The following is a 20,396-nucleotide window of genomic DNA, read 5'->3' as shown; positions in this document are numbered from 1 at the left end:
TGTCACCGCAGACCCGACCGGTCAGTGCTGGCGCCGGCCGGACCGGTCAGTGCTGGCGGGTCACCGAGGCGGCCTCGGCCACCGCCGGCAGCAGGGCGTGTGCCCAGACCCGGTAGCCGTCGGCGGAGGGATGGAAGCCGTCGTGGCAGAGCGTCCCGGCGTCGGCCCGGAAGACCGGGCCGGTCTCGGCGGCCAGGTCGACCGCCACCCCGCCAGCTTCGAGCACCGCCCGGGCCTGCGCCTTTGCCGTACGTCGGCCGAGCAGCCCCGCGACCTGGCGCAGCGGTGGCGCCATCGCGCGTACCGCGCCGAGGTCCGGGCAGGTGCCGACCACGACCTCCACGCCCGCGTTGCGCAGCCGGAGCACGGCCGCGCCGAGATAGGAGGCGGTCTCACCGGTACGCCGCAACGCCGTCACGTCGTTCGCCCCGATCAGGATCACCGCCACGTCCGGGCGTTCCCCGAGCAGGGCCCGTGCCACCTGGGTGGCCAGGTCGCTGGTGCGGGAGCCGGAAACGCCCACGCTGGACAGGTGCACCAGCCGCTGGCTCTCGGCCGCCATGACGCCGCCGCCGGTGCCGGCGCCCTCGGAGAGGAGCCAGGCGAGCTGGCCGCCGACGGTGTCGCGTACCCGCTTCACGCCGACCCCGATGGCGGACGAGTCGCCGAGCAGCACCAGCCGCAGCGGTGGGGCTCCGGCGCGTCCGACCACGGATCGCAGCGCCAGGCCGAGTTCCGGTTGGGCGTACCGGCGGTTTCGGGCGAGCACGACCTCGCCGGCCAGGAGTGCCGCACCGCCGACCGTGCCGGCGATGAGCGTCATGGCGGCGGCCCGGCCGATCCGGCCCGCGACGCCGCCGCGCTGCCGCCCGGTCCTGCTGGCTGTCATGCTCGCTCCTCCACTGTGGACGGCGTTGCTCCGGGGGCCGTCGGCTCCTCGGCTGTGGACGGCGTCGCTCCGGGTTCGGTCGGCTCCTCGGCCCGCTGGTGGTGGCCGAACCAGGCCCGGCGCCGCCGGAGCTGCGCCCAGCGCCCGGCCGGGCCGCGCTCGCGACCGCCCACCTCCGTCCCGCTGACCTCGGTGCCGGCGTTGCGGGCAGCCACCTGCGCGGCGACGGTCAGCGACCGGACGTCCCCCGGTCGGGCGAGCGGCGGACGCTGCTCCTCGGCCGCGCCGAGCGTCATCAGGACCGTGGGCAGCAGCGCCGCCGCCGCGACCGCGTATCCCTCGGCCGACGGGTGGAACCGGTCCCAGGCGAACATCCTGGCCGGTTCGGCGGCGAACCGGGGGCCGAGCAGGTCACCGAGGGAAACCGTGGCCCCGCCCGCCTCGACCACGGCCACGGTCTGCGCCGCCGCGAGTTGACGGCTCCAACGCCGGGCCAGCCAACGCAGGGGCGGCTTGATCGGCCGGATCGCGCCCAGGTCGGGGCAGGTGCCCACCACCACCTGGGCGCCGGCCGCGCGCAACTCGCGCACCGCGTCGACCAGATAGCGTACGGCGATCGAGAGCGGCGTACGGGCGGTCACGTCGTTGCCACCGACCAGGATCACGGCCAGGTCCGGCTGCTGTTCGAGCGCGGCCTCCACCTGTGGCGCGAGCCCGGCCGAACGGCTGCCGACCACGGCGTACCGGTGCAGCCGGACCGGTCGGCGCAGCCTGCGGGAAATGCCGGTGGCGAGGAGTGCGCCGGGTGTCTCGCGAGGGCGGTGCACCCCGTACCCGGCCGCCGAGGAGTCGCCCAGGATGACCATGGTGAGTGGTTTGCCCGGGAATCGGGCACCGTACACCCCGTCGCCGCGCGGCGGTGGCGCCTCCGCGAGCGGGATGACCCGTCGGGCCTGGCGGGCCTGGCCGATCAGCACGCCCCAGGCGGCCGCCGTGGTCGCCGCGGTCACCCCGGCACCGACGACCGTCAGTTTCGCGACCCGGCGCGCGCGGTGCCACGGCGCCCGTCCCCGCGCCACCGAACCGGCCGTACTCATCAAGCGCCCCCCGCCCACGCGGTCATCCTGCGGCCTTCGAGGCTATCGCGGTGGACCGTCCCGCGCTGTCGTCGTTCCGGCTCCCTCCGCGCGAATCGCCGCCTCCTCCCGCGCGAATCGTAGGACAGCACCCCTTCCTGGCACGCTGGAGAGGATGTTGCCCGCATGTGCATCATGGGCGGAAGGAGGGTGCGGACAATGGCAAAGACACTGAAGCGGACCGCGGCGTTCGCCGCGCTGGCGCGTGCACTGACGTCCGGGTCGCGGGGTGGGCCGTCGCTGGGAGCGCGGCTGGCCGCGCTGCCCAGGATGATCAGGGCGACCGCCCGGGGAGAGTACGACGGCGGCCTCAGACTGGCCCTGATGGCGGCGGCGACCGCGTACGTGGCCTCCCCGGTCGACTTCGCCCCCGAGCTTCTGCTGGCGGTCTTCGGCCTCGCCGACGACGCGCTGATGGTGACCTGGCTCGCCGGCAGCGTGCTCGCCGAGACCGAGCGGTTCCTGCTCTGGGAGGCCCGTCGGGACAGCGTGATCCCCGGTCACGTGGTGCCCTGACGGCACGTAGGCTGACCTCGCAGCCATCGGGCTGACCTGCTACAGCCACGGACCACCGCCCGGCCACGAGTCGAGGCGGGCCCATGCGGAAAGGCACAACGAGGTGCGCTACTACGACAACGTCGTTGATCTGATCGGGCACACACCCCTGGTGCGGTTGCGTCAGGTCACCGCCGGCATCACCGCGACGGTGCTCGCCAAGGTGGAGTACTTCAACCCCGGTGGCTCGGTCAAGGACCGGATCGCGCTGCGGATGGTCGAGGCGGCCGAGGAGGCCGGGCTGCTCCGGCCCGGCGGCACGATCGTGGAGCCGACCAGCGGCAACACCGGTGTCGGGCTGGCCCTGGTGGCCCAGCTCAAGGGCTACCAGTGCGTCTTCGTCTGCCCGGACAAGGTCAGCGAGGACAAGCGCAACGTGCTCCGGGCGTACGGCGCCGAGGTGGTGGTCTGCCCGACCAACGTGGCCCCCGAGGACCCGCGCTCGTACTACAACGTCTCGGACCGGCTCGCCCGGGAGATCCCGAACGCCTGGAAGCCCGACCAGTACGCCAACCCGGCCAACCCACGCTCGCACTACGAGACGACCGGTCCGGAGCTGTGGGAGCAGACCGAGGGGCGGATCACGCACTTCGTGGCCGGGGTGGGCACCGGCGGCACCATCTCCGGCATCGGCCGTTACCTCAAGGAGGTCTCCGGCGGGGCGGTGAAGATCATCGGAGCCGACCCGGAGGGCTCGGTCTACTCCGGCGGCACCGGTCGGCCGTACCTGGTCGAGGGGGTGGGCGAGGACTTCTGGCCGGACACCTACGACCGTACGGTCGCCGACCAGATCATCGAGGTCTCGGACAAGGCGTCGTTCGACCTGACCCGTCGGCTGGCCCGGGAGGAGGGGCTGCTGGTCGGCGGCTCCTGCGGGATGGCCGTGGTGGCCGCGCTGGAGGTGGCCCGGCAGGCCGGTCCGGACGACGTGGTGGTGGTGTTGCTGCCCGACGGCGGCCGGGGCTACCTGTCGAAGATCTTCAACGACGACTGGATGGCCCGGTACGGGTTCCTGGAGACCGGGACCGAGGAGCCGACCGTGGCCGACGCGTTGAGCAGCAAGCCGGGCGGGGTGCCGGAGCTGATCCACATGCACCCGACCGAGACCGTCCGGGACGCCATCGACTACATGCGGGAGTACGCCGTCTCGCAGCTCCCGGTGCTCAAGGCCGAGCCGCCGGTGGTGACCGGCGAGGTCGCCGGCTCGATCGCCGAGCGGGATCTTCTCGACGCCCTCTTCACCGGCCAGGCGCACCTGCACGACACGATCGAGCGGCACATGGGGCCGCCGCTGCCGATGATCGGTGGCGGTCAGCCGGTGAGCGAGGCGGTCGGCCTGCTGGAGAAGTCCGACGCGGCGCTGGTGCTGGTCGACGGCAAGCCCCGGGGCGTACTGACCCGGCAGGACCTGCTCGCCCACCTCGGCGCGCGCTGACCCGGACCGGAGCCCGAGCCGCTGACCCTGAGCCGCTGACCCCGAGAGACGCGGGTCAGCGGCTCAGCTCCGCCGGTACGGCGATCACGTCCACGAAGGCACCCCGGCGGAGCAGGGTCACCGGCAGCCGGCTGCCGATCGCCGGACCGAGCATCAGGCGCTGTAGCCCCTGTCCGCTCTGCACCGGTCGCCCACCGGCCGAGACGATCACGTCACCGAGGTAGATCCCGGCGCTGCCGGCGGGGCTGCCCGGCACCACCTCGACCACCCGCAGGCCGCGCCGCTGCCCGGTGCGTTCGGCCACCGCCGGGGGGAGTGGCACCGGCACCCCGGCGACGCCGAGCCAGGCCCGGCGTACCCGACCGGTGGAGACCAGCTCGCCGATGATCTGCCGGGTGGTGGAGTTGATCGGTACGGCCAGTCCCAGCCCGTACCCGGCGACCGCGGTGTTGATCCCGATCACCCGGCCGGAGGAGTCGGCGAGCGCCCCGCCGGAGTTACCGGGGTTGAGCGCCGCGTCGGTCTGGATCACGTCCTCGATCAGCCGGACCAGCCGCCCGTCCCGGGCCGGCAGGGAGCGGCCCAGCCCGGAGACCACGCCCGCGGTCACCGAGCCGGCGAGCCCCATCGGGTTGCCCACGGCCACCACGAGTTGGCCGATGCGCAGTCGGTCGGCGTCGCCGAGCGGGGCCGGCGGCACGCTGGTCGCCCGGACCCGGAGCACGGCCAGGTCGGAGAGGGGGTCGGTGCCGACCACGTCGAACCGGGCCTCGGCCCCGTCGGCGAAGGTGGCCGTGCCGCCTTCGGCGCCCTCGACCACGTGGGCGCTGGTGAGCAGGAAACCGTCGTCGGTGAAGGTGACCGCCGAGCCGGCCCCGTTGCCCCGCGCGGAGCGGACCGACAGTGCGGCCACGCTCGGCAGGACCTGGGCCGCCACGCCGGTCACCACCTGGGAGTAGGCGTCCATCGCGTCCGCCTCGGTGGGTGCTGGCTGGATCTGTTCGCCGTCCATGTCGCGGTCAACACCGAGCAACGCCGGTCGATGCCCGGCTCCGCTCAGAGCGAACAGCCAGGGCGGGGCGGGCGAACCAGCCACCGCACGGCGGCGACAACAAGCCAGGGCGGGCCGGGCGGACGGTCAGGGCAGGTCGCGTACGTAGCGGAGCTGCGCCGCCAGGGCCGAGCCGACGTGTTCGGTGCGGGCGATGCCGTCGGCGGTCCAGCCGCCCCGGCGGTAGAACTCCCGGGCAGGCTTGTTGTCGGTGAGCACCCAGAGCGCGGCCCGCGACCAGCCGCGCCGGCTCAGGGTGTCCAACGCGTCGATCATCAGCGCCCGGCCCAGCCCCCGGCCCCGCTGGTCCGGCTCCAGGTGGATGGCGGACAGTTCGCCGTAGCCGACCGGGTCCAGCTCGTGCGGCCCGACGTAGCTGAACCCGACCAGTCGCTCACCGTCTTCGAGCACGGTCATCAGGTGGGTTTCCCGCTCCCACTTCCACCGTTCGCTCCACCACTGGCCGAGGGCGTCGCCGGAGTCGGCGGCGAGCGCCTCGGCGGGCAGGAAGTCCCGGTAGGCGTTCTGCCGGGAGCGCGAGTGCAGGGCTCCGACGGTCATCAGGTCGTCGGCGGTGGCGGGGCGCAGGACGGCGGTCACACGGGCGAGGATAACCGGGGTACGCGCACCCGCCCGAGATCCTCGGCCACCACCAGGTCACCGTCGAAGTGCTCCCGGGCCTCCTGAGCGAACCGGGCCGGGTCCTGGTAGCGCTGGGAGAAGTGGGTGAGCACGAGTCGACGTACGCCGGACTCGGTGGCCACCCGCGCGGCCTGCGCCGCGGTCAGGTGCCCGGCCTCGGCGGCGAGCGCGGTGTCCTCGTTCAGGAAGGTCGACTCGATCACCAGCAGGTCGGCCCGGTCGGCCAGGGCGTAGACGGCGTCGCAGAGGCCGGTGTCCATCACGAAGGCGAACCGCTGGCCCCGACGCGCTTCGCTGACCGCGTCCAGTGGCACCCGGCTCCCGTCGAGGTCCAGCTCACCGGTTCGGATCAGCTCGCCGACGGCCGGCCCGGCGATCCCGTACGCGGCCAGCCGCTCCGGCACCATCCGCCGCCCGTCCGGCTCGACGAGCTGGTATCCGTACGCCTCCACGGGGTGTCGCAGGCGGCGGGCGGTGAGCGTGCCCGACCGCAGCGCGATGCTCTGCCCGTCCCGCTCGACCGGCTCGGCGCGCACGTCGGCGGTCTCGTGGAAGGCGCTGGCGTGTCGCAGCCGGGCGAAGTATTCGGCGCCGCCGGACGGGAAGTGCACCGGCACCGGGTGCGGCACCCGGTCCAGGGAGAGCCGCTGGATCACACCGGGCAGGCCGAGGCAGTGGTCGCCGTGGAAGTGGGTGACGCAGATCCGGGTCAGGTCGGTGGCCGAGACGCCAGCCCGCAACATCTGCCGCTGGCTGCCCTCGCCCGGGTCGAACATGATCATCTCGTCGTCCCAGCGCAACAGGTAGCCGTTCTGGTTGCGCTGCCGGGTGGGCACCTGGCTGGCGGTGCCCAGGACCACGAGTTCGCGGGTCAACCGCCGGGCCTCTCTGGGTGGTGGCCGGATATGGAACGACCCCCGGGGCTTCCGCGCGGTGCGCGGGCCGGCTGGACAAAGCCGGCACCCCGGGGGTCGGATGGCTGCCTGGTATTCGCCGCACCGCTGCCACACGGTCTCGACGATCTTTCACTGTCAAGGACAGCGGCTAGCGGACAGCCACCTCACGAGTCCCGTTGCTACACAAAGCTTGGACCACCTCCCTTCACGTGTACGGCCACGTTAACCACCTCCGGGCGGCTCCGCCAATGGTTTTAGATCACTGGCATCTCCCGGCCCGGTCGGTCTGGTCGCTGGTACGGGCCGCGCCGATCGGGCAGGTCTCTCCGAAGACCGGGACGAATCGACTTGCCAAGAGTTCTGAAAAAGTTCAGAATTGGCGAGTGGGTGCGACAAGGGAAGTCCAGTGGAGTGAGTTGCAGCGAGATCCGAAGAGCGTCGCTGCGCTGGCCGACACCGGTGATGTGCGAGTCCGCCGCCGGGATGGCGCCGCGTTGCTCCTCATGCGCGAGGATCGGGTCAGCGCGGCCGGCGAGGGCGCTTTCACGGCCGCGCGAGCACTGCGGAACGTACTGACACATCTTCCGCTGGAGGTGGCCGCGGCCGCCCTGACGGAGGAGTTTCCGTGGCTGAGTCTCCTGCCGGTTGAGGAACTGCCTCAGTTCATTGCTGACTTCACCAGGTCTGCCCAGATTGCTGCCGAGGTGGGCCAGTGGTCCGTGTTGGCGCAGACCGTGCGGGAGTGGAGAGCCACCGCCGCCGTTTACGCCGACCCGTCGCTACTGCGCCGGCTGACCGAACCCCTGACGGACGACTACGGCCCGGTGCCCACTCCCATGGAGGTTGACGACGATGCCGGGTAAGCGCGGCGACCGGGTGGCACCGCCTGGACGGCCGGGCGGATGGGAAGCGCGTTTCGCGACCACCGACGCCGCCAAGGGTTGGGAGCAGCTATGCCAGACGGCACGATCCAATACGCGGGAAGCATGGATCGTTCTGACTGAGCGACCTGCCGCGCCGGAGAATCCGGCGCGGCAGCACCGCCTGCGTGGACCCCTGGCCACCCGCGAAGTCGGTGGGAAGCGGCTCGATCAGTGGCAGTACGAAGTGACCGCGGGCGGCCGCATCTGGTACTGCCCAGACCATGATCGTCGGGTCGTGTGGGTGGTCGAGGCGAGCCCCTCCCATCCAAAGGAGACCGAGTAATCAGCCGTCGACCCTCGCCACGCCGACCGGGCAGGTCATGCCGTTCGGGCCGTGGTTGCAGTAGCCGTACGGGTTCTTGGTCGGGGCAAGGTACTGCTGGTGGTAGTCCTCGGCGTAGTAGAAGTCGCCGAGTTCGCCGATCTCGGTGGTGATCTCCGGCAGGCCCGCCCTCGCCACCACCGGCGCGAACGCCTCGCGGGACGCGTCGGCGATCTTCGCCTGCTCGTCGTCTGTGGTGTAGATCGCCGAACGGTACTGGGTGCCCATGTCGTTGCCCTGGCGCATGCCCTGGGTCGAGTTGTGGTTCTCCCAGAAGACCTTGAGCAGGTCCTCGTAGGCGATCCGGGTCGGGTCGTACACCACCTGGACCACCTCGGTGTGCCCGGTGAGACCCGAGCAGACCTCCTCGTACGTCGGGTTCTGCGTCTGTCCACCGGCGTAACCGGCGGCGGTGCTGATCACACCCGGCAGGGTCCAGAACAGTCGCTCGGCACCCCAGAAACAGCCCATGCCGAACACGGCGGTCCGGCTCCCCTCGGGCCACGGTCCCTGCATCGGCGTGCCGAGTACGGCGTGCCGGTCGGCCACCGGGATCGGGAAGTCGCGTCCGGGCAACACCTGATCGGGACGGGGCAGGCTGGCTTGCATTCGCCGTAGGAACACGGTCGGTCTCCTCTCGTACGTCTGCCCGGTGTAACGCCGCCCGGCCCGCGATCCTTACCCGCCGGTCAGGCGGGCGGCAGCGCGTCGGCGATCCGGGCGGCGAAGCCGGTGGCCGACTCCGCCGAGTCGTACGTGGTGCGGGGCCAGAAGAAACCGCGCAGCCCGTCTCCCTTGGTCCTGGGCACGACGTGGGTGTGCAGGTGTGGCACCGACTGGGAGACCCGGTTGTTCATGGCCACGAAGGTGCCGCCCGAGCCGAGTCCGGTCTCGACCGCGACGGTGATCCGTCGGACAAGACCAAAGTATCCAGGAAGCGCCAAAACGGGCAAGTCGGGCAAAACCTCGTAATGTTCGCGCGGGACCACCAGTACGTGCCCTCGGAAAACCGGCCTGGTGTCCAGGAAGGCCACCCCGTCCGGCTCGTCGGCGACGGTGAAGGCCGGCACGGAACCCGCGACAATGCCACAGAACACGCAAGGCTTCACCGGGGCAGACTAACGTCACCCAGATGAACTACGGCTTCGAGACTCTCGCCATACACGCCGGTCAGGAACCGGATCCACGGACCGGGGCGGTGGTCCCTCCGATCTACGCGACCAGCACGTACGCGCAGGACGAGGTGGGTGCGCCCCGGCTCGGTTACGAGTACAGCCGATCGGGCAACCCGACCCGGGCGGCACTGCAGGAATGCCTCACCGCGCTGGAGGGAGGCCAGGTCGGCCTCGCCTTCGCCAGTGGGCTGGCCGCCGAGGACGCGCTGCTGCGTACCGTCTGCCGCCCCGGCGACCACGTGGTCATCCCGGACGACGCGTACGGCGGCACGTACCGGCTCTTCGCCAAGGTGCTGCACCGCTGGGGGCTGGAGTGGACACCGGCGAAGCTCTCCGACCCGGACGCCGTACGCGCCGCCGTCCGGCCCGGCCAGACCAAGGTCATCTGGGTGGAGACGCCGACCAACCCACTGCTCGCGGTCGCCGACATCGCCGCGCTCGCCTCGGTCGCACACGAGGCCGGGGCACTGCTCGCGGTGGACAACACGTTCGCGTCGCCGTACCTCCAGCAGCCGCTGGCCCTCGGGGCGGACGTGGTGGTCCACTCGACCACCAAGTACCTCGGCGGGCACTCCGACGTGATCGGTGGTGCGCTGATCGCCGCCGACCGGGCGCTGGGCGAGGAGTTGACCTACCACCAGAACGCGATGGGCGCCGTACCCGGCCCGTTCGACGCCTGGCTCACCCTGCGCGGGATCAAGACCCTGGGCGTACGGATGGACCGGCACTGCGACAACGCCGAGCGGATCGTCGACTACCTGGTCGCCCACCGCGCGGTCGCCGAGGTCTGCTACCCGGGCCTGCCGGACCACTCCGGACACGAGGTGGCGGCCAAGCAGATGCGCCGCTTCGGCGGCATGATCTCGTTCCGTGCGGCCGGCGGTGAGGCGCACGCGGTCGAGATCTGCAACCGGGCGAAGCTCTTCGTCCTCGCCGAGTCGCTCGGCGGGGTCGAATCCCTGATCGAGCACCCCGGTCGGATGACACACGCCAGCGCTGCCGGCTCGGCGCTTGAAGTTCCCGCCGATCTCGTGCGACTGTCTGTCGGCATCGAGACGGCTGACGACCTGCTCGCCGATTTGGAGCAGGCCCTCGGCTGAGGCGTTCTCGGTCGAGGCGTCTGAGCGTTCGGGGAGGGATGGGGAGTGCAGGAGCTCATGCCGACCTGGGTGGGAGCGACCGCCAAGCAGATCGCCCGCGCGGTCCGCCGGGGCGACGCGTCCGCCACCCAGGTGGTGGCCGACCACCTGGACCACATCGCCCGGTCCGACGGCGAACTGGCCGCGTTCCGGGCGGTCCGTGGGGGCGAGGCGATCGTAGAGGCGGAGAAGGTCGACGAACAGGACGACCTGGCCAACCTGCCGCTCGCCGGAGTGCCGATCGCGGTCAAGGAGAACACCGCCGTGGCCGGCCTGCCCACCTGGAACGGCTCCGTCGCCGCCCGCACCGCGATCGCCGAGGACGACCACGAGGTGGTCCGCCGGCTGCGTGGTGCGGGCGCGGTCATCGTCGGCGTCACCCGGATGCCCGAGCTGGGCCTCTGGGGGTCGACCGACGACGAGACCGGCCCCACCCGCAACCCCTGGCAGCCGGAGCGCACGCCGGGCGGGTCCTCCGGCGGCGCGGCGGCAGCGGTCGCCTCCGGACTGGTGCCGATCGCGCACGGCAACGACGGCCTGGGGTCGCTGCGCATCCCGGCCGCCTGCTGCGGGCTGGTCGGGCTCAAGCCCGGCTCCGGCGTGGTGCCGTGCCAACTCGGTGCGGAGGACTGGTTCGGCCTGACCGAGCACGGCATCCTCGCCACCACGGTGGCCGACGCGGCGGTCGGCTTCGCCGTACTCGCCGGCCGGCGACCGGACAAGCTGGTCCCCCCGCAACGGCTGCGGGTGGCCGTCTCGCTCCGCTCGCCGGTGAGCGGGGTACGCCCGGACGCGCCGAACACCGACGCCGTCACCACCGGTGCCCGGCTGCTCGCCGCCGCCGGTCACGACACCGTCACCGCCGATCCGGTCTACCCGACCTCGCTCGGCCTGCGCGGGATCGCCACCTGGCTCGCCGCCGCCGCCCGGGATGCCGAGGCGGCCGGCGTCGACCCACGTGACCTGCAACGGCGTACCCGGCGGCACGTACGGCTGGGTGACTGGGCGTACCGCCGGGGGTACGTGCGGGAGAGCGACCGGACGGCGTGGCGCGAACGGTCGATCAGGTTCTTCACCGACAACTCGGTCGACCTGCTGCTCACCCCGGCGCTCGCGGCGACCCCGCCGCCGGCCGACGGCTGGGCCTCCCGCTCGTGGCGGGCGAACATGGCGACCAACATCAGGTACGCGCCGTACGCCGCCCCGTGGAACATGGCCGGGCTGCCGGCGCTGGTGGTGCCGGTCGGCCTGCGCCCGGACGGACTGCCGGTCGGGGTGCAACTCGTCGGCCCGCCCGGCTCGGAGCTGCTGTTGCTCGGGGTGGCCGGTCAGTTCGAGATGACCGAGCCCTGGCCCCGGCACGCCCCCGGCTGGCCCCGTGTCCCCCAACCCACCGCTTGAGTGCAAGGAAGGGCCCCTTGTTAACGCATAGCGTTAACAAGGGGCCCTTCCTTGCACCGCTGTGACGGTGGGCACGGTGGGCCGCCCCCGGTGACGGGTCCGGGGCGGGGTGCGACGATCTGGACATGACGGACCTGGTCGGCCTCGCCGACGTACGCGCCGCGCGGGAACTGCTCGCCGGCATCACCCGGACCACCCCGCTCGAGCCGTCCCGGCCGCTCAGCGCAGCGCTCGGCGGCACGGCCTGGCTCAAGTGCGAGCACCTGCAACGCGCCGGGTCGTACAAGGTGCGGGGCGCGTACGTCCGGATCTCCCGGCTGTCGGCCGAGGAACGGGCGCGCGGGGTGGTGGCGGCCAGCGCCGGCAACCACGCCCAGGGGGTGGCGCTCGCCGCCGGCCTGCTCGGCATCGCGGCCACCGTCTTCATGCCGGTCGGCGCGCCCCTGCCCAAGGTCGCCGCGACCAAGGGGTACGGCGCCCAGATCGAACTCGTCGGCAACACCGTCGACGAGTCGCTGGTGGCGGCCCGGGACTTCGCGGAGCGGACCGGAGCGGTCTTCATCCACCCGTTCGACCACCCGGACGTGATCGCCGGCCAGGGCACCGTCGCGCTGGAGATCCTGGAGCAGTGCCCGGACGTGAAGACCATCGTGGCCGGGGTGGGCGGCGGGGGGCTCGTCTCCGGCATCGCCGTGGCGGCCAAGGCACTGCGACCGGACGTACGGGTGATCGGGGTGCAGGCGGCGGGCGCCGCCGCCTTCCCGCCCTCGCTGCTCGCCGGTCGGCCGGTCCGGCTGCCCTCCTACTCGACCATCGCCGACGGAATCGCGGTCGGGATTCCGGGCGACATCACCTTCGCCCACGTGAGCAAGCTGGTCGACGAGGTGGTGACGGTCTCCGAGGAGGACATCTCCCGGGCCCTGCTGATGCTGCTGGAGCGGGGCAAGCAGGTGGTCGAGCCGGCGGGCGCGGTGGGGGTGGCGGCGTTGCTGGCGGGCGCGGTCGAGGTGGAGGCGCCGGTGGTCGCGGTCCTCTCCGGCGGCAACATCGACCCGCTGTTGATGCTGCGGGTGATCGAGCACGGCCTCGCGGCGGCCGGGCGCTACCTCCGGCTGACCGTACGCTGCAACGACCGCCCGGGACAGTTGGCGCTGCTGCTCGGCCAGATCGCCGAGCACCGGGGCAACGTGGTCGACGTGGTGCACCTGCGGCAGAACCCGCACCTGCGGCTCGGTGAGGTCGAGGTGGCGCTCTCGGTGGAGACCCGGGGTGCGGAGCACTCGGACCGGTTGATCAGCGCCCTGCGGGCCAGCGGATATCAGGTCGCCTTCGGCGAGACCGCCGGCTGACCGGGATCGTGGGGGTCCCTCGACCCCGGTCGTGCCGCTGTCGGGGTTGGTGCTCAGCCGCCGAACGGCTCGAAGCTCACCACGGTGACCTTGATGTCCGCGCCGCTCGGCGCGGTGTACGTCACCGTCTGGCCGGCGCGGCTGCCGAGGATGGCCTTGCCGAGGGCCGACTCCGGGCTGTAGACGGTCAGGTCGGTGGTGGCGGCGATCTCGCGGGAGCCGAGCAGGAAGGTCTCCCGGTCCTCCTCGTCGTCGTCGAAGTGGATCGTGACGACGGTGCCGGGGGCGACCGAATCGGCCTTGGGCGCCTCGCCCACCTGGGCGGTACGCAGCAGTTCCTGCAGGTAGCGGATGCGCCCCTCCTGCTTGCCCTGCTCCTCGCGGGCGGCGTGGTATCCGCCGTTCTCCCGCAGGTCGCCTTCTTCGCGGCGAGCGTTGATCTCAGCGGCGATCGCCGGCCGGCCAGCGATCAACTCGTTGAGCTCTGCCTGTAGGCGGTCGTGCGCGTCCTGGGACAGCCAGGTGGCGGGCGCCTCACGGTCGGTCGTCGACACAGACGATCTCCTCGGGTGAACGGACTACGGCGGACAGGGACGAACTACCAAGTTACCAGTGCGCTACACACCGGACGGGCAGTGATTTATCGCCGAACCGGGCGGGGGGCTCGAACTCCCCCTCCGGCCTGCGCTTACACCCCGTTGGGGGAGCGCTACCCAGCGCCGTGTCCGGCCGGGGTGTCCGGCGGGCCCGTCCGGTCGGCGGTCGGGGTCGCCCACCCGCCTGTCCGGGCTGCCCACCCGCCTATTCGGCGGCCCGGCAGCGCAGCACCTCGCCGAGCAGGGCCTTGGCCTTCGTGGTCATCAGGTGCTCGACCACCGGCTGCCGCTCCCCGGGTGGGGCGTCGACGCGTACCTCCTCGCGGGCGACCTCGGCGCCGTCGCGGGACCGGGCGCGGACCGCGCAGACCGCGGAACCACCCGACGGTACGGTCACCCGGAACACCAACCGCAATTGCGTGTCGGTAATGTCGGTGTAGGTGATCACCTGAGCGTCGTACGTCGGATCGCCGTACTGCCGGTAGAGCCGGGTCGCAGCCAGTCCCAGTACGCCCAGCAGGGCGACCGCCAGCAGTGCGCTGATCCACGGCCGGCGGCGTCCGGCGGCGCGCCGGTGTCCGTACCGGCCTTCGGGGAAGACCGGCGTGTCGGAGGAACGAGTGGCGTTCGTCTCGGTCACCGGGCACATCTCCTGCGGGCACGTTGTCGGTGGTATCGGCCAGAATGGCAGAGTCCACCTTCGCAGCTGGTGACCGAACGATACCGGCAGGTCAGCTCGTCGAGCCGCGGGGGCTCGGCGGCAGCACGGACGAGGAGCATCCGTTGTCAGAGCAACTACGTCTCATGGCGGTTCACGCCCACCCCGACGACGAGTCGAGCAAGGGCGCCGCGACCATGGCGAAATACGTCGCCGAGGGCGTGAGCGTGCTCGTCGCGACCTGTACCGGTGGCGAACGTGGCAGTGTCCTGAACCCAAAGATGGACCGGCCGGAGGTCTGGGCGAACATCGCCGACATCCGTCGGGCGGAGATGGACGCGGCCCGCGCCATCCTCGGTGTGGAACAGGCCTGGCTCGGGTTCGTCGACTCCGGGCTGCCCGAGGGTGACCCGTTGCCGCCGCTGCCCGAGGGCTGCTTCGGCCTCCAGGACCTGGAGGTGGCGACCGGCCCGCTGGTGCGGCTGATGCGGGAGTTCCGGCCGCACGTGGTCACCACGTACCCGGAGGACGGCGGCTACCCGCACCCGGACCACATCATGTGCCACAAGATCAGCGTGGCGGCCTTCGAGGCCGCCGGTGACGCCAGCCGCTTCCCCGAGCTGGGCGAGCCGTGGCAGCCGCTCAAGCTCTACTACGACATCGGCTTCTCCAAGGCACGGTTCGTGGCGATGCACGAGGCGGTGCTCGCGGCCGGGCTCGAGTCGCCGTACGAGGAGTGGCTGAAGAACTGGGAGGACCGCCCGGACAAGGGGCCGAGGGTCACCAGTCGGGTGGAGTGCGCGGAGTACTTCCCGGTCCGGGACGACGCGCTCCGGGCGCACGCCACGCAGATCGACCCGGACGGCTTCTTCTTCCAGGTGCCGATGGAGATCCAGCAGCGGGCCTGGCCGACCGAGGACTTCGAGCTGGCCCGGTCGTCGGTGGAGAGTCCACTGCCGGAGTCCGACCTGTTCGCCGGAGTACGCGGGACCGCTCATGCCCGTTGACCGGGTCCAGGCGTACTGTGGGGGCAGTTCGCCTATCGAAGGATCCCCGTCATGCTGACCGATGCGCAGGTGCTCGCCGCGAACAACTTCGGGGACACCCGGACCGGCGGGCTGGCCGGGCCGATGGGCCTGTTCCTGATCGTGGTGCTGGCCATCGCCACGGTTCTGTTGATCCGCAACATGAACGCGCGACTGCGCCGGCTGCCGGACCGCTTCCCCGACCAGCGCCTCGACGGCCGAGCGGGTAGGGCGGATTCGTCCGTTCCGGCGGCCGGTGAGGCGGACTTGACAGAGGAATCTCATGGAAGCGCTCCCAGTGGGCCCCACCAGGGCGGGAACGGCCATTTGACGGCATGATCCAGGCTAAACCGGCCGGGCGCCCCCTGTTGCGCCCAACCGGTTTGGCTTAGCCTTCCGCCGGGGACCAAAAGTCCCCGCAGCGTGCGCGGGAGGGGGCGCCGATGAGAGCCAGACCCGACGCCCGGAGCGGTGCGCGGCCCGAACACGTCCTGCACCGGGGGACCATGGGCGGAGGCGGCCCGTGACATCGGGCCGGACGACCAGTCCCCGGATCGCGGTCCTGGTCGGCCTCGCCGAGACGCCCCGGCGGATGCTCGTCCTCACCTCGGTGGTGCTGGTCGCGGCGCTCGCCGCTGCCGGCGTGGGCCTGACCGTCCCCGTCGACCTGCCGCCGGACGATCCGCTCGACTCGGTCGACCCGCTGGTCCGGCTCGCCGTCGTGGCCGGGGTGGTGGCACTCGCCCAACTGGCCCGGCTGCGTTTCCGGGTCGCCTCCGGCGTCGTCAACGTGACCTGGGGCGAGGCCGCGCTGGTCATCGGTCTCTACCTGGCCCCCGCCGGCTGGCTACCGGTCGCCGCCCTGGTCGGGGCCGGGCTCGGCTGGGGACTGCTGTCGCTCTTCCCGGACCGGCGCTCGGTGGTCGAGGTGGTGCACATCGCCGCCTCGCTGGCCGCCGCCGTCGCCCTGGCGACCGCCGTGGTGAGCGCGTTCGGCGACCCGCTCGGCGCCCGCATGACACCGGCGCTCACCGGTGCGCTCGTACTCGGCTCACTGACGTACCTGACCGTCACCGCCTGGCTGGCCGCGCTCACCATGTCGCTGCGGCACCGGCTGCCGATGGGGCAACTGCTGCTCCGCGCGCTGCGCGGCAAGTTGCCGATGTTCGTCGGCAACGTGCTCGTCGGCCTCGCGGTTGTCACCATTCTCGAACACGACCTCCGCTGGCTGCTGCTCCTGCCGCCGGTCTGGTGGCTGCTCCAGCAGATGTACGGCCAGCGGCTGCGCGCCGACGACGAGCGCCGCACCTGGCGTGCCTTCGCCGAGGCCACCGGGGCGTTCAACCAGCTCGACGAACGCGGCGTGGCGACCGCCGGAGTGAGCGGTGCGCTGGCGGTGTTCGGCGCGGAACGGGTCGAACTCGACGTCACCCGTGGCGACGGGCGCTCGCGTCGCTACAGCGCCGGAGCCGGCGGACCGGTGGTCGAGCAGGAGCTTGCGACACCACCGACGGCGTCGACAGGCTCGTCGACCTCCGGTGGCGACAACAGCGGCCAGGTGCTCACCCGACCACTCGAGGTCGGCGCCGCGCCGGTCGGCGAACTCCGGGTGCGGTTCCCCCGGTCGATGGTTCCCGGCGACCGGGACCGGGACGTGCTCTCGGCGTTCGCCGACGCGCTCGCCGCCGCGCTGCACGACGCCGCCACCCACCAGGCACTGGCGATAATGGCGGCGCAGTCGTCGTACGAGGCGGTGCACGACCCACTGACCAAACTGGTCAACCGAGCGGCCATGCTCAGCAAGGGTGACCTCGCACTGCACCGGCTCGCACACGACCACCCGGTGGCCCTGCTGCTGCTCGACATCAACAACTTCAAAGAGGTCAACGACACGCTCGGGCACGCGGCCGGGGACGAACTGCTCCAGGTGACCGCCCGCCGGCTGGAGGAACTGCGCGGCGACGGCGAGGTGCTCGGCCGGCTCGGCGGCGACGAGTTCGCCCTGCTGATCACCTCGCTGCCGGCCACCCCGGCGCCCCCGGTGGCGTTGCCGCTGCCGGTCCCCACCGAGCTGAACGTCTTCGGTGAGTGGCCCGTCTCGATGCCGTACCCGCTGCGTCGGGCCCAGGAGATCGTGGCCGAGCTCGCCGCGCCGACCGAGGTGGCCGGCGTACGGATGTCGGTCGAGGCGTCGGTCGGTGTGGTGGTGGCCGGGGCCGGCACCGCCGACATGACCGAGTTGCTGCGCCGGGCCGACATCGCGATGTACCAGGCCAAGGCCGGCGGCGGCAGTGTCGCCAGCTACGACAGCAGCCAGGACGCGGCCAGCACCGACCAGCTCGCGCTCCTGGCCGAGCTGCGCGAGGCGCTTGCCTCGGACGACCAGCTCATGCTCGCCCTGCAACCGGCGGTTGACCTCGCCACCGGTGCCCCGACCGGGGTCGAGGCGCTGATCCGGTGGCGGCACCCGCGTCGGGGCAGGCTCGGTCCGGCCGACTTCGTCCGCACCGTCGAGGGCAGCGAACTGCTCGCCCCGTTCACCCGGTACGTGGTCGACAAGGCCCTCGCGGTGGCCGCCGACTGGGCCCGGCACGGACTCGACGTACCGATCTCGATCAACCTCTCCGCGCGCAGCCTGCTCGACCCCCGGCTGCCGGCGGAGGTCGGCGAGTCGCTGCGCCGGCACCAGGTGCCGGCCCACCGGTTGGTGCTGGAGATCACCGAGACGGTGGTGATGAGCGAGCTGGGCGTGATCGACGAGGTCCTCTCCGAGCTCCGGGGGATGGGTATCCAACTCGCCGTGGACGACTTCGGCACCGGCTTCTCCTCGCTCACCTTCCTCACCCGGGTCCCGGTCGACGAACTCAAGGTGGACCGCTCGTTCGTGATGGCGATGGCCGACTCACCGGAGGCCGCCGCGATCGTCCGCTCCACGGTGGGTCTGGGGCGCGAACTCGGCCTGCGGGTGGTGGCCGAGGGGGTGGAGACGGCCGACCAGCGGGCCGCCCTGGCCGAACTGGGCTGCACCGCCGCCCAGGGCTACCACTTTTTCCGGCCGATGCCCTCGGACAAGATCGTCACGGTGCTCCGTACCCAGCTCGACAGCGCCCAGCAGGCCCGGATCTTCCCGCTCCGGGCCGACGGCGCCTCCTGAGCGGCGCCGGGGGACGCGGGCGCGACCGGGTGACGCTGGATATGGTCGTCAGGTGAATCGACTGGCGAGCGCGACCAGCCCCTACCTGCTCCAGCACGCGGAGAACCCGGTCGACTGGTGGCCGTGGTCCGACGAGGCGTTCGCCGAGGCGAGGCGACGTGACGTACCCGTGCTCATCTCGGTCGGCTACGCGGCCTGCCACTGGTGCCACGTGATGGCGCACGAGTCGTTCGAGGACGCGGCGGTCGGCCGGCTGCTGAACGACAACTTCGTGTCGATCAAAGTGGACCGGGAGGAGCGGCCGGACGTCGACGCGGTCTACATGACCGCCACCCAGGCGATGACCGGGCAGGGCGGCTGGCCGATGACGGTGCTCGCCGCGCCGGACGGCACGCCGTTCTTCTGCGGCACGTACTTCCCGAAGGCCAACTTCGTCCGGTTGCTCGAATCGGTCACCGCCGCCTGGCGGGACCAGCGCGAAGCCGTACTGCGGCAGGGCGCCGCGGTGGTCGAGGCGATCGGCGGCGCCCAGGCAGTCGGCGGCCCCAGCACCCCGCTCACCGCCGAACTGCTCGACGCCGCCGCCGAGCGGCTCTTGGAGGAGTACGACTCCGTCAACGGCGGCTTCGGCGGTGCCCCGAAGTTCCCGCCGCACATGAACCTGCTCTTCCAGTTGCGGCACTACCAGCGCACCGGCTCGGAGCAGACGCTGGAGGTGGTGCGGCACACCGCCGAGGCGATGGCCCGGGGCGGCATCTACGACCAGCTCGCCGGAGGCTTCGCCCGTTACTCGGTCGACGCGCACTGGACCGTGCCGCACTTCGAGAAGATGCTCTACGACAACGCGCTGCTGCTGCGGGTCTACACCCAGCTCTGGCGGCTCACCGGGGACCCGGTCGCGGCCCGGATCGCCGGTGAGACCGCCGGCTTCCTCCTGGCCGACCTCGGCACCTCCGCCGGTGGGCTAGCCTCGGCGCTGGACGCGGACACCGAGGGGGTGGAGGGCGCCACCTACGCCTGGACCCCGGACCAGCTCGTCGAGGCGCTCGGCAGCGACGACGGCCGGTGGGCCGCCGACCTCTTCACGGTCACCGCCTCCGGCAGCTTCGAGCACGGCACCAGCGTGCTCGAACTCGCCCGGGACATCGACGACGTCGACCCCGAGATCGCGGCCCGCTGGCAGCGGGTACGGGCGACCCTGCGTGCCGTACGCGACCTGCGTCCCCAGCCGTCCCGGGACGACAAGGTGGTGGCCGCCTGGAACGGGCTCGCCGTCACCGCCCTGGTCGAGTACGCGACGCTGACCGGTGACCCGGTCACCGCCACCGCGGCCCGGGAGATCGCCGCGGTGCTGGCCGACCGGCACATCGTCGACGGCCGGCTGCGCCGGGTCTCCCGGGACGGCCAGGTCGGCGAGCCGGCCGGGGTGCTGGAGGACCACGGGGCGGTGGCCGAGGCGTTCTGCGCGGTGCACCAGCTCACCGGGGAGGGGCGCTGGCTGGAACTCGCCGGCGGACTGCTGGACGTCGCGCTGACCCGGTTCGCCACCGGTGAGGGCGGGTTCTACGACACCGCCGACGACGCCGAGCGGCTCATCACCCGTCCGGCCGACCCGACCGACAACGCCACCCCGTCCGGCTTGTCCGCGCTGGTGGCGGCGCTGGTGACGCACTCGGCGCTGACCGGTGCGCCGCGCTACCGCGAGGCCGCCGAGAACGCCCTGGCCACGGTCGCCCCGATCGTGGCCCGACACGCCCGGTTCACCGGGTACGCCGCCGCGAGCGGCGAGGCGCTCCTCTCCGGCCCGTACGAGGTGGCGATCGTCACCACCGACCCGCAGAGCGACCCGTTAGTGCTGGCCGCCCGTAGGCACGCGCCCCCGGGGGCGGTGGTTGTCGCCGGGGCGCCGGACCAGCCCGGGGTGCCACTGCTGGCGGACCGGCCGATGCTGGAGGGCGGCTCCACCGCGTACGTCTGCCGGGGGTTTGTCTGCGATCGTCCGGTCCGTACCGTCGACGAGCTCATCGCCCAGCTCACCCACCGCTGAAGC

19 protein-coding genes are annotated in these 20,396 nt (G+C 72.2%); 10 read left to right on the top strand and 9 right to left on the bottom strand.

From position 1 onward, the window contains the following. Positions 1-46 precede the first annotated feature (46 nt). Together ACI2K4_RS11895 and ACI2K4_RS11890 are read right to left on the bottom strand one after the other, a co-directional pair. Complete coding sequence (locus ACI2K4_RS11895) at positions 47-889, bottom strand: SGNH/GDSL hydrolase family protein (protein WP_404510493.1); 843 nt, start codon at positions 887-889, stop codon at positions 47-49. Continuing rightward, positions 886-1,986: an SGNH/GDSL hydrolase family protein gene (locus tag ACI2K4_RS11890; RefSeq protein WP_404510492.1), complete on the bottom strand. Its 1,101-nt coding sequence runs from the start codon at positions 1,984-1,986 to the stop codon at positions 886-888. The genes ACI2K4_RS11895 and ACI2K4_RS11890 overlap by 4 nt, the downstream gene beginning before the upstream one ends. Positions 1,987-2,184: 198 nt before the next feature. Between ACI2K4_RS11890 and ACI2K4_RS11885 the strand changes: the two genes are divergently transcribed. Then, complete coding sequence (locus tag ACI2K4_RS11885; RefSeq protein WP_404510491.1) at positions 2,185-2,541, top strand: YkvA family protein; 357 nt, start codon at positions 2,185-2,187, stop codon at positions 2,539-2,541. A 103-nt stretch (positions 2,542-2,644) separates the two neighbouring features. After that, the gene (locus ACI2K4_RS11880) at positions 2,645-4,015 is read left to right on the top strand and encodes a cystathionine beta-synthase (protein ID WP_404510490.1); all 1,371 of its coding nucleotides are present in this window, start codon (positions 2,645-2,647) and stop codon (positions 4,013-4,015) included. Between the two features lie 55 nt (positions 4,016-4,070). Here the strand turns inward: ACI2K4_RS11880 and ACI2K4_RS11875 are convergent, their stop codons facing one another. The 3 genes from ACI2K4_RS11875 to ACI2K4_RS11865 form a co-directional block, all read right to left on the bottom strand. Further along, complete coding sequence (locus ACI2K4_RS11875) at positions 4,071-5,027, bottom strand: S1C family serine protease (protein WP_404510489.1); 957 nt, start codon at positions 5,025-5,027, stop codon at positions 4,071-4,073. A 126-nt stretch (positions 5,028-5,153) separates the two neighbouring features. Further along, a complete protein-coding gene (locus ACI2K4_RS11870; protein ID WP_404510488.1) occupies positions 5,154-5,666 on the bottom strand; it encodes a GNAT family N-acetyltransferase in 513 nt (170 codons plus the stop codon). Further along, a complete protein-coding gene (locus tag ACI2K4_RS11865; RefSeq protein ID WP_404510487.1) occupies positions 5,663-6,583 on the bottom strand; it encodes a ribonuclease Z in 921 nt (306 codons plus the stop codon). Before ACI2K4_RS11865 ends, ACI2K4_RS11870 begins: the two co-directional genes overlap by 4 nt. 404 nt (positions 6,584-6,987) lie before the next feature. Here ACI2K4_RS11865 and ACI2K4_RS11860 point away from each other — a divergent pair, with 404 nt between their 5' ends. Then, entirely contained in the window at positions 6,988-7,467 is a 480-nt protein-coding gene (locus ACI2K4_RS11860; RefSeq protein WP_404510486.1) for a hypothetical protein, read from the top strand. A gap of 343 nt (positions 7,468-7,810) precedes the next feature. Here the strand turns inward: ACI2K4_RS11860 and msrA are convergent, their stop codons facing one another. Then, positions 7,811-8,473 carry a peptide-methionine (S)-S-oxide reductase MsrA gene (gene msrA, locus ACI2K4_RS11855; protein WP_404510485.1) on the bottom strand — a complete coding sequence of 221 codons (663 nt, stop codon included), beginning with the start codon at positions 8,471-8,473 and terminating at the stop codon, positions 7,811-7,813. A gap of 65 nt (positions 8,474-8,538) precedes the next feature. Continuing rightward, positions 8,539-8,958 carry an HIT family protein gene (locus tag ACI2K4_RS11850; protein WP_404510484.1) on the bottom strand — a complete coding sequence of 140 codons (420 nt, stop codon included), beginning with the start codon at positions 8,956-8,958 and terminating at the stop codon, positions 8,539-8,541. A gap of 23 nt (positions 8,959-8,981) precedes the next feature. Between ACI2K4_RS11850 and ACI2K4_RS11845 the strand changes: the two genes are divergently transcribed. The 3 genes from ACI2K4_RS11845 (at position 8,982) to ilvA (ending at position 12,913) form a co-directional block, all read left to right on the top strand. After that, on the top strand, positions 8,982-10,124 hold the full coding sequence (locus tag ACI2K4_RS11845; RefSeq protein WP_404510483.1) for a cystathionine gamma-synthase: 1,143 nt from the start codon (positions 8,982-8,984) through the stop codon (positions 10,122-10,124). Between the two features lie 57 nt (positions 10,125-10,181). Continuing rightward, positions 10,182-11,564, top strand: a complete 1,383-nt coding sequence (locus tag ACI2K4_RS11840; RefSeq protein WP_404511755.1) for an amidase — start codon at positions 10,182-10,184, stop codon at positions 11,562-11,564. A gap of 125 nt (positions 11,565-11,689) precedes the next feature. Continuing rightward, positions 11,690-12,913, top strand: coding sequence for a threonine ammonia-lyase (gene ilvA / locus ACI2K4_RS11835; RefSeq protein ID WP_404510482.1), 1,224 nt, complete (start codon positions 11,690-11,692; stop codon positions 12,911-12,913). A gap of 53 nt (positions 12,914-12,966) precedes the next feature. Here ilvA and greA read toward each other — a convergent pair whose 3' ends face one another. Together greA and ACI2K4_RS11825 are read right to left on the bottom strand one after the other, a co-directional pair. After that, a complete protein-coding gene (greA, locus tag ACI2K4_RS11830) occupies positions 12,967-13,467 on the bottom strand; it encodes a transcription elongation factor GreA (RefSeq protein WP_404510481.1) in 501 nt (166 codons plus the stop codon). A gap of 247 nt (positions 13,468-13,714) precedes the next feature. Then, a complete protein-coding gene (locus ACI2K4_RS11825) occupies positions 13,715-14,149 on the bottom strand; it encodes a DUF4307 domain-containing protein (RefSeq protein WP_404510480.1) in 435 nt (144 codons plus the stop codon). Between the two features lie 143 nt (positions 14,150-14,292). Here ACI2K4_RS11825 and mca point away from each other — a divergent pair, with 143 nt between their 5' ends. The 4 genes from mca to ACI2K4_RS11805 all read left to right on the top strand — a co-directional run bounded on the left by mca (position 14,293) and on the right by ACI2K4_RS11805 (position 20,393). Then, a complete protein-coding gene (gene mca / locus ACI2K4_RS11820) occupies positions 14,293-15,174 on the top strand; it encodes a mycothiol conjugate amidase Mca (protein ID WP_404510479.1) in 882 nt (293 codons plus the stop codon). 51 nt (positions 15,175-15,225) lie between these two features. Continuing rightward, on the top strand, positions 15,226-15,531 hold the full coding sequence (locus tag ACI2K4_RS11815; RefSeq protein ID WP_404510478.1) for a hypothetical protein: 306 nt from the start codon (positions 15,226-15,228) through the stop codon (positions 15,529-15,531). Between the two features lie 253 nt (positions 15,532-15,784). Next, positions 15,785-18,346: a putative bifunctional diguanylate cyclase/phosphodiesterase gene (locus ACI2K4_RS11810; RefSeq protein WP_404511753.1), complete on the top strand. Its 2,562-nt coding sequence runs from the start codon at positions 15,785-15,787 to the stop codon at positions 18,344-18,346. A 52-nt stretch (positions 18,347-18,398) separates the two neighbouring features. Then, complete coding sequence (locus tag ACI2K4_RS11805; protein ID WP_404510477.1) at positions 18,399-20,393, top strand: thioredoxin domain-containing protein; 1,995 nt, start codon at positions 18,399-18,401, stop codon at positions 20,391-20,393. Positions 20,394-20,396: the final 3 nt, after the last annotated feature.

It is taken from the genome of Micromonospora sp. NPDC050397, from assembly GCF_044901685.1.
In the GTDB taxonomy this organism is placed as follows: domain Bacteria; phylum Actinomycetota; class Actinomycetes; order Mycobacteriales; family Micromonosporaceae; genus Micromonospora_G.
The sequence above is the reverse complement of the archived record's forward strand: the minus strand, read 5'-3'. Positions and strand labels throughout refer to the sequence as shown.